16 protein-coding genes are annotated in these 14,357 nt (G+C 54.7%); 12 read left to right on the top strand and 4 right to left on the bottom strand.

Annotated features, from left to right (window positions below; translation table 11 throughout):
* Positions 1 to 33 precede the first annotated feature (33 nt).
* From ACN0VM_RS05610 to ACN0VM_RS05570, 9 genes are all read left to right on the top strand, one after another.
* Positions 34 to 1,827: a DNA polymerase III subunit gamma/tau gene (locus ACN0VM_RS05610; protein WP_417449873.1), complete on the top strand. Its 1,794-nt coding sequence runs from the start codon at positions 34 to 36 to the stop codon at positions 1,825 to 1,827.
* An 18-nt stretch (positions 1,828 to 1,845) separates the two neighbouring features.
* Entirely contained in the window at positions 1,846 to 2,169 is a 324-nt protein-coding gene (locus ACN0VM_RS05605) for a YbaB/EbfC family nucleoid-associated protein (protein WP_417449872.1), read from the top strand.
* 83 nt (positions 2,170 to 2,252) lie between these two features.
* A complete protein-coding gene (locus ACN0VM_RS05600; RefSeq protein WP_417449871.1) occupies positions 2,253 to 2,906 on the top strand; it encodes a DUF5671 domain-containing protein in 654 nt (217 codons plus the stop codon).
* Entirely contained in the window at positions 2,896 to 3,345 is a 450-nt protein-coding gene (locus ACN0VM_RS05595; RefSeq protein ID WP_417449870.1) for a hypothetical protein, read from the top strand. Before ACN0VM_RS05600 ends, ACN0VM_RS05595 begins: the two co-directional genes overlap by 11 nt.
* Complete coding sequence (locus ACN0VM_RS05590; protein ID WP_417449869.1) at positions 3,332 to 3,613, top strand: GIY-YIG nuclease family protein; 282 nt, start codon at positions 3,332 to 3,334, stop codon at positions 3,611 to 3,613. The genes ACN0VM_RS05595 and ACN0VM_RS05590 overlap by 14 nt, the downstream gene beginning before the upstream one ends.
* Before the next feature lie 16 nt (positions 3,614 to 3,629).
* Positions 3,630 to 4,106: an ABZJ_00895 family protein gene (locus ACN0VM_RS05585; protein WP_417449868.1), complete on the top strand. Its 477-nt coding sequence runs from the start codon at positions 3,630 to 3,632 to the stop codon at positions 4,104 to 4,106.
* Between the two features lie 3 nt (positions 4,107 to 4,109).
* Positions 4,110 to 4,715 carry a recombination mediator RecR gene (recR, locus tag ACN0VM_RS05580; protein WP_417449867.1) on the top strand — a complete coding sequence of 202 codons (606 nt, stop codon included), beginning with the start codon at positions 4,110 to 4,112 and terminating at the stop codon, positions 4,713 to 4,715.
* A gap of 86 nt (positions 4,716 to 4,801) precedes the next feature.
* A complete protein-coding gene (locus ACN0VM_RS05575) occupies positions 4,802 to 5,356 on the top strand; it encodes a papain-like cysteine protease family protein (protein ID WP_417449866.1) in 555 nt (184 codons plus the stop codon).
* A gap of 89 nt (positions 5,357 to 5,445) precedes the next feature.
* Positions 5,446 to 5,838, top strand: coding sequence for a GFA family protein (locus tag ACN0VM_RS05570; RefSeq protein ID WP_417449865.1), 393 nt, complete (start codon positions 5,446 to 5,448; stop codon positions 5,836 to 5,838).
* 281 nt (positions 5,839 to 6,119) lie between these two features.
* Here the strand turns inward: ACN0VM_RS05570 and dapE are convergent, their stop codons facing one another.
* From dapE to ACN0VM_RS05555, 3 genes are all read right to left on the bottom strand, one after another.
* A complete protein-coding gene (dapE, locus tag ACN0VM_RS05565; RefSeq protein WP_417449864.1) occupies positions 6,120 to 7,265 on the bottom strand; it encodes a succinyl-diaminopimelate desuccinylase in 1,146 nt (381 codons plus the stop codon).
* Positions 7,266 to 7,270: 5 nt separating this feature from the next.
* Positions 7,271 to 8,116, bottom strand: a complete 846-nt coding sequence (dapD, locus tag ACN0VM_RS05560) for a 2,3,4,5-tetrahydropyridine-2,6-dicarboxylate N-succinyltransferase (RefSeq protein ID WP_417449863.1) — start codon at positions 8,114 to 8,116, stop codon at positions 7,271 to 7,273.
* Between the two features lie 109 nt (positions 8,117 to 8,225).
* Positions 8,226 to 8,915, bottom strand: coding sequence for a pyrimidine 5'-nucleotidase (locus ACN0VM_RS05555; RefSeq protein WP_417449862.1), 690 nt, complete (start codon positions 8,913 to 8,915; stop codon positions 8,226 to 8,228).
* A 97-nt stretch (positions 8,916 to 9,012) separates the two neighbouring features.
* Between ACN0VM_RS05555 and ACN0VM_RS05550 the strand changes: the two genes are divergently transcribed.
* The 3 genes from ACN0VM_RS05550 (at position 9,013) to ACN0VM_RS05540 (ending at position 13,432) form a co-directional block, all read left to right on the top strand.
* A complete protein-coding gene (locus ACN0VM_RS05550; protein ID WP_417449861.1) occupies positions 9,013 to 10,677 on the top strand; it encodes a diguanylate cyclase in 1,665 nt (554 codons plus the stop codon).
* A 1-nt stretch (position 10,678) separates the two neighbouring features.
* Positions 10,679 to 11,968: a DUF2336 domain-containing protein gene (locus ACN0VM_RS05545; protein WP_417449860.1), complete on the top strand. Its 1,290-nt coding sequence runs from the start codon at positions 10,679 to 10,681 to the stop codon at positions 11,966 to 11,968.
* A gap of 63 nt (positions 11,969 to 12,031) precedes the next feature.
* Positions 12,032 to 13,432 carry a class II fumarate hydratase gene (locus ACN0VM_RS05540; RefSeq protein ID WP_417449859.1) on the top strand — a complete coding sequence of 467 codons (1,401 nt, stop codon included), beginning with the start codon at positions 12,032 to 12,034 and terminating at the stop codon, positions 13,430 to 13,432.
* On the opposite strand, the gene argB is transcribed toward ACN0VM_RS05540, so the two are convergent.
* Positions 13,429 to 14,334, bottom strand: coding sequence for an acetylglutamate kinase (gene argB, locus ACN0VM_RS05535; protein WP_417449858.1), 906 nt, complete (start codon positions 14,332 to 14,334; stop codon positions 13,429 to 13,431). The two genes, ACN0VM_RS05540 and argB, sit on opposite strands and share 4 nt — an antisense overlap.
* Between the last annotated feature and the right edge of the window lie 23 nt (positions 14,335 to 14,357).

Genomic DNA, 14,357 nt, shown 5'->3' with positions numbered 1-14,357 from the left:
GATTTTCACCAGATACGGGGAACAGGACCGCGCATGAGCGACAAGGCACAATCACAAAACTACAGGGTGCTCGCCCGCAAATATCGTCCATCGGATTTCGACAGCCTTATCGGCCAGGAAGCCATGGTCCGCACGCTTTCAAATGCGATCGACAGCGGCCGCCTCGCGCATGCCTTTGTGCTGACAGGGGTCCGCGGTGTGGGAAAAACCACCACAGCGCGTATCATTGCCAAGGCACTTAATTGCACTGTACATGATGGACCGTCCATCAACCCGTGTGGCGCGTGTGATAACTGTAAAGCCATCGCGGAAAGCCGCCATGTTGATGTGCTTGAGATGGATGCCGCCTCGCGTACCGGTGTGGATGATATCCGCGAGATTATCGAAAGTGTGCGTTACGCGCCGGTATCCGCGCGCTACAAGATTTATATCATCGATGAAGTGCACATGCTGTCGAAGAACGCCTTCAATGCGCTTCTCAAGACGCTCGAGGAACCGCCAGAACATGTGAAGTTCATCTTCGCGACGACCGAGATCAGGAAACTGCCGGTCACGGTCCTGTCGCGCTGCCAACGCTTTGACCTCAAGCGGGTGGAAGCCGATGTGCTGATTGCCCACCTTGCCAAACTGGTGGAGCAGGAAGGCTGTAAGGCCGAAGATGGTGCGTTGAAGCTGATCGCCCGCGCGGCAGAGGGGTCTGTACGGGATAGCTTGTCGCTGCTTGATCAGGCCATTGCCCACGGTGCGGGTGAGGTGACCGAAGGGCAAGTGCGCGATATGTTGGGCCTTGCGGACCGCGCGCTGGTGCTGGACCTGTTTGAACAACTCATGAAGGGTGACGTGGCGACGGCACTTGGCACCCTTAGGCGGCAGTATGACGCCGGCGCGGACCCGGCGGTGGTGCTGAATGACCTTCTTGAGGTGACCCACTGGCTGACGCGCCTCAAGGTCACGCCTGATACCGGCACCGATACGCTGGTGTCAGAGGCCGAGCGAACGCAAGGTGGCCAGATGGCGGAAAGCCTTGGCATGCCGCATCTTACGCGGGCGTGGCAGATGCTGCTTAAAGGCCTTGGTGAAGTGAAAACCGCCCCCAGCCCTATTGCTGCGGCCGAAATGGTACTGATCCGCCTGTGTTATGCGGCCAACCTGCCCAGCCCCGCCGACCTTGTCAAACAGGTGCAGGCAGGTGGCAGCGGGGGTGCGCCGACGACAGGCCCGGTACCGGCAGGCGGTAGCGGCAACGTGCACGCCATGGCAACTCAGCAGGCACCGCAGACATCAGGCGGGCAGGGTCCGACGGCATCACACAGCGCGCAGGTTCTTGCCTTCAAGAACGATGATGCGCAAAACGGTGACCATGCGCTTTACCCCATGCCGGCGGATTTTGAAAAGCTTGTCGCGCTTTTTAACGCCGAGAAGGAACCCACCTTGGCCGTGATCCTGAAGGACCATGTGCGACTGGTAAATTATAAGCCTGGGGCTATTACCATCCGCACCCTCAGGCAGATACCGCCTGACTTCATGATGCGGGTAAAATCCTGCCTCAAGCTGTGGACCGGCGTGGAGTGGCAGATCACCATCACACGGGAAGCCGAGGGTGAGGATACTATCCGCACCAAGGAAATTGCGCGTGATAAACAACGCAAGGACGAAGCACTGGCGGAACCCATTGTGAAAGCGCTTTTAGCGTCTTTCCCGGATGCACAGCTTATCCACGTGCGGGATAGCCGCGCCGAGGACGAAGACCTTGCGCTTGTTGATGATGCGCTTGAAGGTGTGTCCTTCGATGACGATATGGGTGACCCGTCAGAATTTGATTTTTAGGTCTGGAGTAAAATTGATATGAAAAACCTTTCTGAAATGCTGAAAAAAGCGCAGGAAATGCAGTCCAAAATGGGAGATATGCAGGCCGAGCTTGACCATGTTGAGGTTGAGGGCACAGCCGGTGCGGGTATGGTGAAGGTGGTGTTGAACGCCAAGGGTGACATGAAGGCGGTGAACATCGACCCAAGCCTGTTTTCAAGTGAGGAAAAAGATGTGGTGGAAGATCTTATCATTGCAGCCCATGCACAGGCGCGCGGCAAGGCGGCAGAGGCGACACAGGACCGAATGAAAGACCTCACCGGTGGGCTTGATCTGCCGCCCGGCTTTAAGATGCCGTTTTAAGGCTACCGCTACAGTCATCAGAATGCCTTGATCGTGCGGGAGCGTTGTGCTTACGGTCGGTGACACCAATTCAGGGGGTATTCATGGCATCCAATACCACGTTGCAGGATTTTGTGGGCAAGGCACTTGAGGCGGGCAAAAATCGCAGTGAGATAAAAGCCGTGCTCAAGGATGCCGGCTGGCAGGTGGATGATATAAGCAAGGCACTGGCTGTCTATCACGATAGCGATTTCCCCGTACCGGTTCCAGCGAAGCACTACTCGCTCAATGCGCGGGACACGGTGTTTTACCTCTCGCTTTTTGGTGCGCTTTACCTCGCCTGCTGGGGCGTGATCATGCTTGCGTTTAATATTCTTGACCTCGTTATCCATGACGTGGCCGAACCCGGCAATTCAAATTATATTGAGGGCAAGATTCGCTATTGGACAGCGTGGAGCATTGTGTTTGTGCCTGCCTATCTGGTGCTGGCTTTCAAGGCGGAAAAACGAGGGAAAGGCAGCTTGGCGGCACCCATGTCAGGCGCGCGGCAATGGCTTACCTATCTCACGCTTTTCTTCGCCGGGCTCACGGCCCTTGGTGATGTTGTGGCGGTGCTTTACCATTTCCTCGGCGGAATGGCGACGTCGCGTTTCCTCCTGAAAGTAATGGTGGTAGCGTTTGTTTCGGGCTCGGTTCTGACCTATTATTTCCGCAGCATTAGGCAGGCAGAAGCGCAGGAGCCAACAGGTGAAGGCTGATGGCTTTGGGAAGGTTTTTCTGTTTGCGGTTACTTTCTTCGCCGCAGCCGTCGTCGTGGCGGGTATCATGCTCATTCGCTCGCCAGGTGAAATGAAACTGGTGAAACTTGATGCGCGGCGTGTGAACGACCTCAGACAACTTTCCAGAATGATAAATGCGCATCACAAGGATGGGGGTGTGCTACCTGCATCACTGGCCGAGTTGTCTACTGCGGGGCGGCCACGCGCGCTGCTGACCGACCCGGTAACGGGTGAGGCTTATGCCTATCAGGTTGCCAGCCCTCTTTCCTACAAACTGTGTGCGGTGTTTGCGCTTTCCGACCACGACGAAGACCCATCTGAATTGTATGGCTACAGCGTCGGAGCGCCGACTGATTGGCGACATGATGCCGGGCCTTATTGCTATGAACTAACGGTGAAGAACCGTGACGCTGAGTGAATTCCATTATCCGTGTTTCGTTTATGTGCTGGTTAGTGTGTCGGCCGACAAAGCCCGCACCTATGTGGGCTGGACAACAGACGTGGAAAAGCGCCTTGCGGCGCATAATGCGGGCAGGGGGGCCAAATCTACCCGTGGCCGCATGTGGGTTATTCTGCACACAGAGGAATTTAAAACCCGCGGTGAGGCCATGAGCCGCGAGTGGCACTTGAAACGCGACCGGAAATTCCGCAAAAAGCTATTGGACACCCATCTGGGGACATCATGACAATGGGACAGGGCATATGAGCGAAGCGGCGACAGGGATAACACCGGTGAGGCTTGTGTCATACCTTGGCATTTTTTCCGTCTGGTATATCTGCGCGCTTTTGGCGCTGACAGGTGTGAGCTTCGGTCTCGGTATAGGGTTTGGTCATTTGGGCAATGTGGTGACCCTAATCATTTCCGCGATTATGACAGGCGTCAAGTTTGCCGAAGAAAACCGGCGAGAGTTTATCGGGGCGGAAAAATGGAAACTTGGCCTGATGTGTTTGCTGGCGTCTCATCTTTGGTCGGCGCTAAACACAGCCATGGTGACACTGTTGTTTCTTGACCATGCCGAACGGCAGGGTTTCATGAGGGCGCTGCAAACCCTGCAGCTTGACGTCTGGGCTTTCTCGGTCGCTATTGTATCCTTCTTTTATTATGTCGCTATTGTGCTGTTCCTCGGCGTTGGTGCCACCAATCGCTTCAGGAAACAGCAGCAAGGGACGGAAGGTTAGGCCATGCCCCGCAGTCACGGCAGTGAAATTGATACGCTTATCCAGCTGTTGGCGAAGTTGCCGGGACTGGGCCCGCGCTCGGCCCGGCGTTCAACCCTGCAGCTTCTCAAAAAGCGTGACAGCGTGATGGTGCCGCTGGCCAGGGCGCTTGAACAGGTGGCCGAGAAAATCGTCATCTGTGGCACGTGCGGCAATATCGATACAACCGACCCCTGCCACGTATGTGAGGATGGTCGCCGCGACCGCACGACGGTGTGTGTGGTTGAGGATGTCGCTGACCTCTGGGCGCTTGACCGGTCAGAGACCTATCGCGGGCTATACCACGTGTTGGGCGGTACGCTTTCCGCGCTGGACGGCGTTGGACCGGACGAGTTGAACATCGCCCCGCTGCTTGCGCGCGCCGCCACGGGTGAAGTTAAAGAGATTATCCTTGCGCTCAATGCCACTGTGGACGGGCAGACCACCAGCCACTATCTAGCGGAACGGCTGGCTGAATTTGGTGTGAAGGTCACGGCCCTTGCACACGGTGTGCCAGTGGGCGGCGAGTTGGACTATCTGGATGACGGTACACTTGCCGCTGCGCTAAAGGCGCGGGGCACTGTCAGCTGATTCTCCGTCTATCCTAAAAGTTACTTTTATGCTACTATAGAGCTTGTTCTGTGTTGGCGTTTTCTAACAACGAACAGAGGCCGCGCATGATTACCCGCCGTAGAATGCTGGGAGGGGTATTGGCATCAATACTTCTGCCTGGAGCTGTAGAAGCTCAGTACGCACCTATAGACTTGGGCATTCCGAATATACGCCAGGAGACACCTGTGTGGTGTTGGGTTGCTGTAGCACAACAAATCATCATATGGAGGAGAGGAAATGCGCCTCCCCAATGTGCATTGGTCGCAATGGCTAACAATCGTCCCCCAGCATTTTGTTGTTTCGGCAACCCCCAATGCGTAGTTACCGGCGGCCTGCAGCAAATTCAGTGGTTAATAGCGCAATTTGGAGCGACGATTTCGACTATCCAGCCGCCAGCAGGCCCAACTGTAATATATAATACTCTGGCTCAAGGACGTGCGATCATTATGGCTGTACAGTCAGGTAATTCGGGCCATGTCGTGGTTATCCGGGGCATGTATATTGAGCATGGCGTCCCTTTCTTAATAGTCAATGATCCGATGAATATGCCGTTCATGTCTCAGCCGATCCCCTTTCAACAACTCATGCCTTATTGGCGCGCGGCAATTGTCACAAGCTAATTCAGTCATGCACATTACCCGCCCTCGGTAACCTTTATTATTCGGCCGGATTGGGCTAACTTCCGGGTTTTAAGGTAGTGGATTTATTTGTGACCCAGCTTTTTGTAACCCATAAAGGCAGCTGCCACTGTGGCCGTGTGGCCTTTGAGGTAGACGCCCCCGCTGATATTGAAGCGAAAAACTGCAATTGCAGTATTTGCCGCATGACCGGCTTTGTGCATTATTTCGCCGCGCGGGACGAATTTCGCATTACTGCGGGTGCAGACCATCTGAGCGAATACACCTTTAACACTGGTACGGCAAAACATCTGTTTTGCAAGACGTGCGGCGTGAAGGCGTTTTATGTACCGCGCAGTCACCCGGATGGTTGGTCGGTCAACACCAATTGCCTTGATATGGCAACTGTGGACACTCTCATTATCGGCGATTTTGACGGCGCCAACTGGGAAGATAACATTGCAGCCCTACGCGGCGAAGACTAGGGCGTGACTTGAGCCACAAGAAAAAAGGGGTCTGCGGGAGGCGCAGACCCCTTTACCGTTTGAGCACCCGTCATGTAGGGCAATAGAGCGCTCAGGGGAGCAGGCCTGCATCAGAGTCCATGTGCAACCATATCGGGAGTCCCCTTGGGGCAGAACCGTTGGGACGGCGGGGCGTATTCTCCCGGTATGCCACACAAACTGCTGCAAACCTTTCGCAACCCTACAGGCAGCGCGGTACGCGCGAAACTAGAATTAATTTAGGTAGGGCGTTGCGTACCTGTCTAGCCGAGGAGGCGGTCAAGCACGTCGGTGTATATGTCCGTAAGCGCCTGAATGTCAGCAACGGCGACATGTTCATCCACCTTGTGCATGGTGGCGCCCACCAGGCCAAATTCGACCACCGGACACATATTTTTGATGAATCGTGCATCCGAGGTGCCGCCCGTGGTCGACAGCTCAGGCTTTACCCCAAGGCGTTTCTCAACGGCTGCACCCAAGGCATCCGAAAGGTCACCCTCTGGGGTCAGGAAGCTGTCACCCGACAGCCACCAGTCAACCTCATAGGCAACGCCCGCGCTGTCCATGCGGCGGCCCAGCTCGGCCTTCAGGCTTTCGGGTGTAAACTCGTTGTTGAAGCGCACGTTAAAACGCGCTTTGGCTTCGGCTGGAATAACATTATGGCTTTCGTTGCCCACATCGACATTGATAATTTCGAGGTTGGATGGCTGAAACTGCGCATTCCCGGCGTCGAGAGGGCCATCGAGGCTGGCTAGTAGTTTTACAAGGTCCGGGATCGGGTTTCGTGCAAGATGCGGGTAGGCGACATGGCCTTGCGCACCCTTAACCTTGATCACTCCGTGCAGACTGCCACGTCGGCCGATCTTGATCATTTGTCCCATCTCTGTCGGGTTCGTCGGCTCCCCCACAATACACATATGGATTTTTTCACCGCGTTCGGTCAGCCAATCCAGCACTTTGCGGGTACCGTTTATGGCCATGCCTTCTTCGTCGCCGGTGATGAGAAACGATATTGACCCCTTGGGCTTTTTTGTCCGCCCGGACAAAAATCGCTCTGCCGCAGCGACAAAAGCTGCGATGGCAGATTTCATATCCGCCGCGCCACGACCATAGAGCTGCCCATCCCGTACCTCAGCGGCAAAAGGAGCCACTGTCCACTGGTCGGCGGCGCCAACAGGCACCACATCGGTATGACCCGCAAAGCAGACATTTGGTCCTTTTTTGCCGAAGCGAGCGTAGAGGTTGGGTACAGGGTCGGTACCTTCTTCCTCGAATACCAGCTTATGGCATTTGAAGCCGAGAGTGGTGAGCACGCCCGCCAGAAAATCAAGCGAATCGCCATTGTCTGGCGTGACGCTTTCACGCCGGATCAGATGTTGCGACAGGCTAACAGGATCGAGCGTGAGCATATTCTCTAATCTCTCAAAAGGTCGTTGATCGAGGTTTTGGACCGAGTCCGTTCATCAACGCGTTTTACAATCACAGCGCAGGAGAGGCCGGGGCCCATGCCGCCGTCCGCCATCGGTTTACCGGGCAGCGTGCCAGGCACCACCACACTATAGGCTGGAACGCGGCCCATGAAAATCTCGCCTGTGGTGCGGTCGACAATTTTTGTTGATGCGCCGATGAAGACACCCATGGAGATGACGGCACCTTCTTCAACCACCACACCTTCAGCGACCTCGGAGCGGGCGCCAAGGAAACAGTTGTCTTCAATGATCACGGGGCCAGCCTGCAGGGGTTCAAGCACGCCGCCAATGCCGGTGCCGCCCGATATATGCACATTTTTGCCAATTTGCGCGCAGGAGCCCACGGTCGCCCAAGTGTCGACCATTGTGCCTTCACCAACATAGGCGCCAAGGTTTACGAATGAGGGCATCAGCACGGCACCCTTGGCGATATGCGCGGAGCGTCGCACGATGGCACCAGGTACTGCGCGGAAACCTGCGTCCTTGAAATTACCGGAGGTCCAGCCCTCGAATTTGCTGGGCACCTTATCCCACCAATGAGTGCTCTCACCTGGGCCGCCCGCGATCATTTCCATGTCGTTAAGTCGGAAGGACAGCAGCACTGCTTTTTTGAGCCACTGGTGAACCTCCCATGCACCGCTTTCTTTGGATGCGACACGTAGCACGCCGCTATCCAGCAGGTTTAGGGCTTTGTCCACTGCGTCGCGGACCTCTCCCTTGGTGCTGGCGCTGACCTGATCACGGGTATCAAAAGCTGTGTTGATGGTGGTCTCGAGCGCGGCATAAGACATGGGCGGCAATCCTGCTGTTGGGGAATAGGCATAAAAATCCCGAGAACAATAGCGACGAGACGTTTCAAGTCAATCGCACCTCGAGCCTATCTACCCTAGAATTCCTTATCTAGCGGGTTAAAAAACCGTGCAGCCAATTTGTGAGAGTGTCGGTTTCCGCATGCACAAAACTGTCGTCATGCCCTGCCTCGCCCCACTCGCTGCCGGTGTTCACCCATACAGTCGCCATGCCAAGCGCATGGGCCGGTTTCAGGTTGCGCACCATATCTTCAAACATGACAGAGCGGTTGGGATCTATGCCATATCTATGCACAAACCTGTCATATACCTCGCGCTTTGGTTTAGGCTCAAGATTGGCGGCATGGATGTCGAAAATATCTTCAAATTGATCCGCGACACCAAGCCGGTCTAGTACTTTTTCCGCGTAGGTGAGGTCGGCATTGGTAAAAATGATTTTCCGGCCCTTGAGTTCGCTCAAAAGCGTGCGCAGGTGTTCATCGCGAGGAATGGGAGAAAAGTCTATATCGTGGACATGGTCCAGATAATGGCTGGGGTTAACGTCATGATTTGCCATCAACCCCTTGAGCGTGGTGCCATGCTCAAGCAGGTAGCCCTTTTGCACCTTACGCGCTTCATCTGGCGGCAGAGCCAGAAGGGACTGCACATATTCGCCAATCTTTTTATCGACCTGTGCAAACAGGTTACACTTTTCCGGATACAACGTGTTGTCGAGGTCGAATACCCACGTGTCGCGGGTATCGAGGAAGGCGGGATGATAGCTTTGTTTATAAATATCCAACATAGCTCTTACAATTAGGCCCAAATGTCTGTTTAATCTACATTAACAATAACTAATTTATATTAGTGCAAGTTGAAAAGGTGTGGGAAGTCGGTACGTGAGCACACTGACGAAATTTGTATCATCCTGGCGTAAGTCAGATGTCGGCGCAGACCTGTCATGCGCCGATGTTTGTGCTGTGCGCATTGATGAGGCTGGAAATGTGGTGGATCAGTCGCCTTCGGCCGCTTCACTTGTCGCGCTCTGGCATTCAGACAACCCGGCACTGACTGAGCTTGTTGCGAAAGCATTTGAGCAAGCGCTGCCTGTGGAAGCACGACAGGAAACCAGGGGCGGTACCAATCACTGGCTTGTGGCAATGCCGGAGCTTGGCGCGGTCGTTGTTGTTGCTCGTGATACCACGTTGCACGATAAAGTGACTGAGGCTTTGATGCAAAGCAGGACTCTTTTAAAAGAGTTGCTCGATTCATCTGCTGACCTGGCTTTCGAGGTGGATGGTGATCTCAATTTTCGCTTTTTGACGCCGGTGGAAGCATTCGGTATCAAAACAGAAAACTGGCTCGGCAGGTCGGCGAGCCAGTTTTTCTGGCCGCAAGGGGAAGCGCCGATTCGCAATCCGTTCGCCTCTAACAAAGTGATGGCGTTTGATGCAGTGCCCGTTTGCATTGGGGCGCAGGACAAACGATGGCTGCATTTTGCTGTGCAGCCGAGATTTGACGATAAGGGTGTGCGGGTTTCGCTTCGTGGCACATGCCGCGACATGACGGCACGGTATCTTACGGAACGAAAAGCACGGCAAGACAGCCTGCGGTTCACTTTGTTACAGCGCATTACCAATGGGCTGAACAGGTTTGAAACCGCACAGGAGCTGATGGACAATGCCGCCGAAGCCCTGCTGGATGTCTTGCGAGCCGACATGGTCTGGGCGGTTATTCAGTATAAAGAGGGGTTGGTACCTCTTTCCATGCTGGGGTCACGTCATCAAATTCTCGATCTGGAAACAATATGGGAATCCCTGAGCGGGCAGCACACGTCATCTGCCCTTGTGCAGGACGACGAGCGCGATCATTTGGCGATCCGGCTTGAGCTGAGCGGCAGTGCCCTTGGCATGGTCATCATCAGCCGGGACACGAGCGTCAGCCCATGGTCCGAGCAGGAACATCAATTGCTGGATGGTGTTGCAGGCGTGTTGACCGCAGCTTTCAGCAAGGCGCAACTGATTGACAAGCTGTACAGGCTTTCAAGCAAGGATGACCTCACCGGACTTCTCAACCGGCGCGCACTTGTGGAAACTATTGAAGCCCGCCTGAAACATCAGTCTCGTACCGGGCAAGCCGGATGCTTGCTGTTCATCGATCTTGATCACTTCAAGGAAGTGAACGACACAATGGGCCATCAATCCGGCGACGACGCTTTGCGCATGGTGGCTGACCATTTGCAGAATATGATTCGTCCCTGTGATTATGCAGGGCGGTATGGCGGCGATGAGTTTGTTTTGTGGATTGAGGATGTGGATGCTGAAAAAGCAGCCGAGAAAGCTCGGACTCTCCTGGATGTGATGCCGGAAATCCGTCGAGCGATAGGAGGAGAGGCATTGCGCTTGAATGCTTCGATTGGTATTTGCCAGTCCGTTGCGGGGGAGGACTTTTCCTTTGATGAACTTGCCGAGAGAGCCGACGCCGTACTTTATGGCGTAAAAGCTGCGGGGCGTGGTGATATCGCGATCGTGACCCGGAAAGACAGGTCGGAGGCAGAGGAATAATATGCTCAGGAAGCTGAAGTCGCTGTTCGGCGGCGCTGAGAAAAAGGCGGACGCCAGCGCGGAGGGTTTGCCCGCCACTTTGAGCAAAGAGCAGGAGCAGCATATCCTGCAGTCGGGTACGCAAGGGCAACGCCAGGCATTGGCAGGACGCCCTGACGCACGGCCTGAAGTGTTGTATTATCTCGCTGAAGACACCTCAGCGGAAGTTCGCAAAGCGATTGCACAAAATCCTTCCACACCTATTCAGGCGGCGCAAAAGCTGTCGTCGGATGATGATGAGGGTGTGCGTGAGGAGTTGGCTCGAAAGATCGGCCGCTTGGTACCAGGGCTTGCGCCCGGTGAACAAACCGCGCTGCGTGAAAAAGCGATCAAGCTGCTTGAGACGTTGGCGGAAGACCAGCTGCCTAAAGTGCGGTCTATTATCGCAGATGAAATCAAGACCAGCGATCAGGTGCCGAAGGACATCATTGACCGACTTGCGCGGGATGTGGAGGATATTGTCTGCGGACCGATCCTGCAATATTCACCGTTGCTCAACGATGACGATTTGCGCGAGATTATCGCCGCAGGAATCAGCATCGGGGCACTAAAGGCTATTGCCAGCCGTTCAAATGTTTCGGTTGATGTGTCGGAGGATATTGCGGCTACACTTGATGTGCCCGCCATTGCATCGTTGTTGGCAAATGCCAATGCCCAAATTCGGGAAGATACGCTTGATCAGATCATAGACCATGCAAAATCCGTCGAGGAGCTGCACGCGCCGCTCGCTCTTAGGCCACAGCTCTCCATTCGTGCCATGAAACGCATCGCAGGTTTTGTTGCGTCCGCGCTTGTGCATGCGATGATGGATCAGGCGGCATTGCCAGAGGAACAGGCCGAGGAGCTTTTGGAGCGGGTACGGGACCGGCTGGCAAGCGAACGCGTTGGTGACGACGAAGAATCCGAATTGGCTAAACGTGCTCTGGACTATTTTCAGAAAGGCATGTTGGACGACGCTTTTATACATGATCAAATCGAAGCAAACAGGCGCGAATTGGTATTGCAGTGCCTTGCTGTTATGGCCGACCTGCCAATTAAAACCGTGCGCCAGATTGTCCATTCTAAAAGTGGGCGTGCGGTAACGGCTCTTGCATGGAAGGCGGGCCTGAATATGCGGACCGCTTATGAACTGCAAACCAGATATGCCCTTGTGCCTACAGCGCAACTGCTGAGTGCCAAGGACGGTGAAAACTATCCGATTGATGACAATGAACTTGATTGGCACCTGAGCTATTTTGTTGAGCAGGCATAGTTTGCCCGATTGGCCCAATTCTCACCACAGTAAGCTCTATTCTGAAAGGAAAGGAGATAGCTGATGGCCGATACGCGTACGGAAACTGACTCACTTGGCCCTGTCGAGGTGCCCTCGGACCGGCTTTGGGGCGCTCAGACCCAGCGCTGCCTCATGAATTTTCCTATCGGTCATGAACGCATGCCGCTGCCGTTTATACATGCGCTGGGGATGCAAAAGTACGCTTCTGCAGCAGCCAACAAGGCGCTCGGGCTTTTAGAAGCCCGGATTGCCGACGCCATAATGACCGCAGCGGAGGAGGTGTTCTCGGGCAAGTTGGATGATCAATTTCCTCTGCCTGTGTGGCAAACCGGTAGCGGCACCCAAAGTAACATGAATGCCAATGAGGTCATTGCAAACCGGGCCGCTGAAATTCTCGGTGGCCGGCGCGGCGACAAGGATACGGTGCATCCAAATGATCATGTGAACATGGGCCAGTCGTCCAACGACACCATTCCGACCGCGATGTTGGTCTCTGCTGCGTTGAGGGTGAGCCGTGAACTCGGCCCGGCGCTTGAAGGCATGGTCGAGTCCCTCCAAGGATTCAGCGCCCTGTATGGTGAGATTATCAAACTTGGGCGGACCCATATGCAGGATGCAACGCCAATCACGCTGGGGCAGGTATTTTCAGCATACCAAACCCAGGTCGAAGCGGTGCTTGATGCCCTCGCGGATGTGATGCCAAGACTCTGCAAGCTTCCTCAGGGCGGCACTGCAGTTGGAACAGGTATCAATTGCCATGAGGATTTTCCTGCTGAGTTCTGCAATCAGCTAAACAAGGTAACGGGTTTCAACTTTGAGCCGTCCGCAAACAAGTTTTCCGGTATTAGTGCGCACGACGAACTTGTCGCATTATCTGGTGTGCTGAACGGAGCTGCAGCTGCACTCTTTAAGGTCGCGAATGATATTCGTATGATGGGCTGCGGCCCGCGCGGTGGTTTCGCCGAGCTTGTTTTGCCAAAAAATGAACCCGGCTCCTCCATTATGGCAGGGAAGGTCAACCCCACGCAAGTGGAAGCCCTGACAATGGTTTGCGCGCAGGTTATGGGCAACCATACGACCATCACTATCGCGGGCAGTCAGGGACAATTCGAGTTGAATGCCTATAAGCCGGTGATAATTTACAATGTACTGCAATCGGTGCAGCTACTGACCGATGCGACGTGCAGCTTTACCAAGCGGTGCCTGAAAGATATCAGGCCGGATATAGATCGTATTGATGAACTGCTGAAAGGGTCATTGATGCTGGCGACATCGTTGGTGCCCCATATCGGCTACGACAAAACAGCGGAAATTGCGGGCAAGGCAAGCAAGGAGAAGTCTACCCTTAAGCATGCAGCGCTGGCCCTTGGCTATGTCTCCGAAAGCGATTTTGACCGGTGGACTGACCCGGCCCAGATGGTCGGCCCGGACAAGCGGCGCTAGTCCTTCAGGCGGATCAGCGTACCGGCACCGCGCTCGGTGAAAATTTCCAGCAACATGGCATGTTTGACCCGGCCATCAAGAATAACCGCGCCTTTGACTCCTCTGTCTACCGCGTCGAGGCAGGTTTCCACCTTGGGCATCATGCCGCCCGTTATAGTGCCATCGGCAACCAACGCATCAATGTCGTCACGGTCGAGCTCGGTCAGAAGCTCCTTGTCCTTGTCAAGAACGCCGGGAACATCGGTCAACAGGAAGAACCGACGGGCACCCAGTGCGCCAGCAATTGCCCCCGCCATGGTGTCGGCATTGATGTTATAGGTATGGTCATCCTCTCCGGGCGCGATAGGCGAGATGACCGGTATGATGCCATTTTGGATGCATTGCTGCACAATCTGTGGGTTGACGGTCGTCGGTTCGCCAACGAAGCCGAAGTCGACCACCTTTTCGATATTTGAATCCGGGTCTCGTCTGGTGCGGGACATTTTTGTCGCCATGACCATTGAGCTATCTTTGCCTGATAAACCGATGGCACGGCCACCTGCGGCGTTGATATCAGCCACGATGGATTTTCCGATAGAGCCAAGGACCATTTCCGCGATATCCACGGTGGCTTTACAGGTAACCCTGAGGCCATCTACAAATTCGGTCTCTATGGATAGCCGCGACAGCATTTGACCGATTTGAGGCCCACCACCATGGACAATGACAGGGTTGATGCCGACTTGTTTGAGCAGCACGATATCCTGTGCAAACTGCTTGGCTAAAGCGGGGTCTCCCATGGCGTGGCCACCATATTTGATGACAAATGTTTCACCCGCGTATTTTCGCATGTAGGGCAGGGCCTCTACGAGTGTTGAAGCCTTTTTCTGAAGTTTTCTTTTATCCTGGTCCACTGTGATCATGACCTTTGTCCTGAAACCGAAGG

The sequence above is a fragment of the Kordiimonas sp. genome (assembly GCF_048260245.1).
Taxonomy (GTDB): Bacteria; Pseudomonadota; Alphaproteobacteria; order Sphingomonadales; family Kordiimonadaceae; genus Kordiimonas.
Note: the sequence above shows the minus strand (reverse complement) of the source record. Positions and strands in the feature narration are given on the sequence as shown.

What these genes read in the sequence shown, in the direction of transcription:
- ACN0VM_RS05610 (WP_417449873.1), top strand. Translation starts at nt 34, where the DNA reads ATGAGCGACAAGGCACAATCACAAAACTACAGGGTGCTCGCCCGCAAA.
- ACN0VM_RS05605 (WP_417449872.1), top strand. Translation starts at nt 1,846, where the DNA reads ATGAAAAACCTTTCTGAAATGCTGAAAAAAGCGCAGGAAATGCAGTCC.
- ACN0VM_RS05600 (WP_417449871.1), top strand. Translation starts at nt 2,253, where the DNA reads ATGGCATCCAATACCACGTTGCAGGATTTTGTGGGCAAGGCACTTGAG.
- ACN0VM_RS05585 (WP_417449868.1), top strand. Translation starts at nt 3,630, where the DNA reads ATGAGCGAAGCGGCGACAGGGATAACACCGGTGAGGCTTGTGTCATAC.
- recR (WP_417449867.1), top strand. Translation starts at nt 4,110, where the DNA reads ATGCCCCGCAGTCACGGCAGTGAAATTGATACGCTTATCCAGCTGTTG.
- ACN0VM_RS05575 (WP_417449866.1), top strand. Translation starts at nt 4,802, where the DNA reads ATGATTACCCGCCGTAGAATGCTGGGAGGGGTATTGGCATCAATACTT.
- dapE (WP_417449864.1), bottom strand. Translation starts at nt 7,265, where the DNA reads ATGCTCACGCTCGATCCTGTTAGCCTGTCGCAACATCTGATCCGGCGT.
- dapD (WP_417449863.1), bottom strand. Translation starts at nt 8,116, where the DNA reads ATGTCTTATGCCGCGCTCGAGACCACCATCAACACAGCTTTTGATACC.
- ACN0VM_RS05545 (WP_417449860.1), top strand. Translation starts at nt 10,679, where the DNA reads ATGCTCAGGAAGCTGAAGTCGCTGTTCGGCGGCGCTGAGAAAAAGGCG.
- ACN0VM_RS05540 (WP_417449859.1), top strand. Translation starts at nt 12,032, where the DNA reads ATGGCCGATACGCGTACGGAAACTGACTCACTTGGCCCTGTCGAGGTG.
- argB (WP_417449858.1), bottom strand. Translation starts at nt 14,334, where the DNA reads ATGATCACAGTGGACCAGGATAAAAGAAAACTTCAGAAAAAGGCTTCA.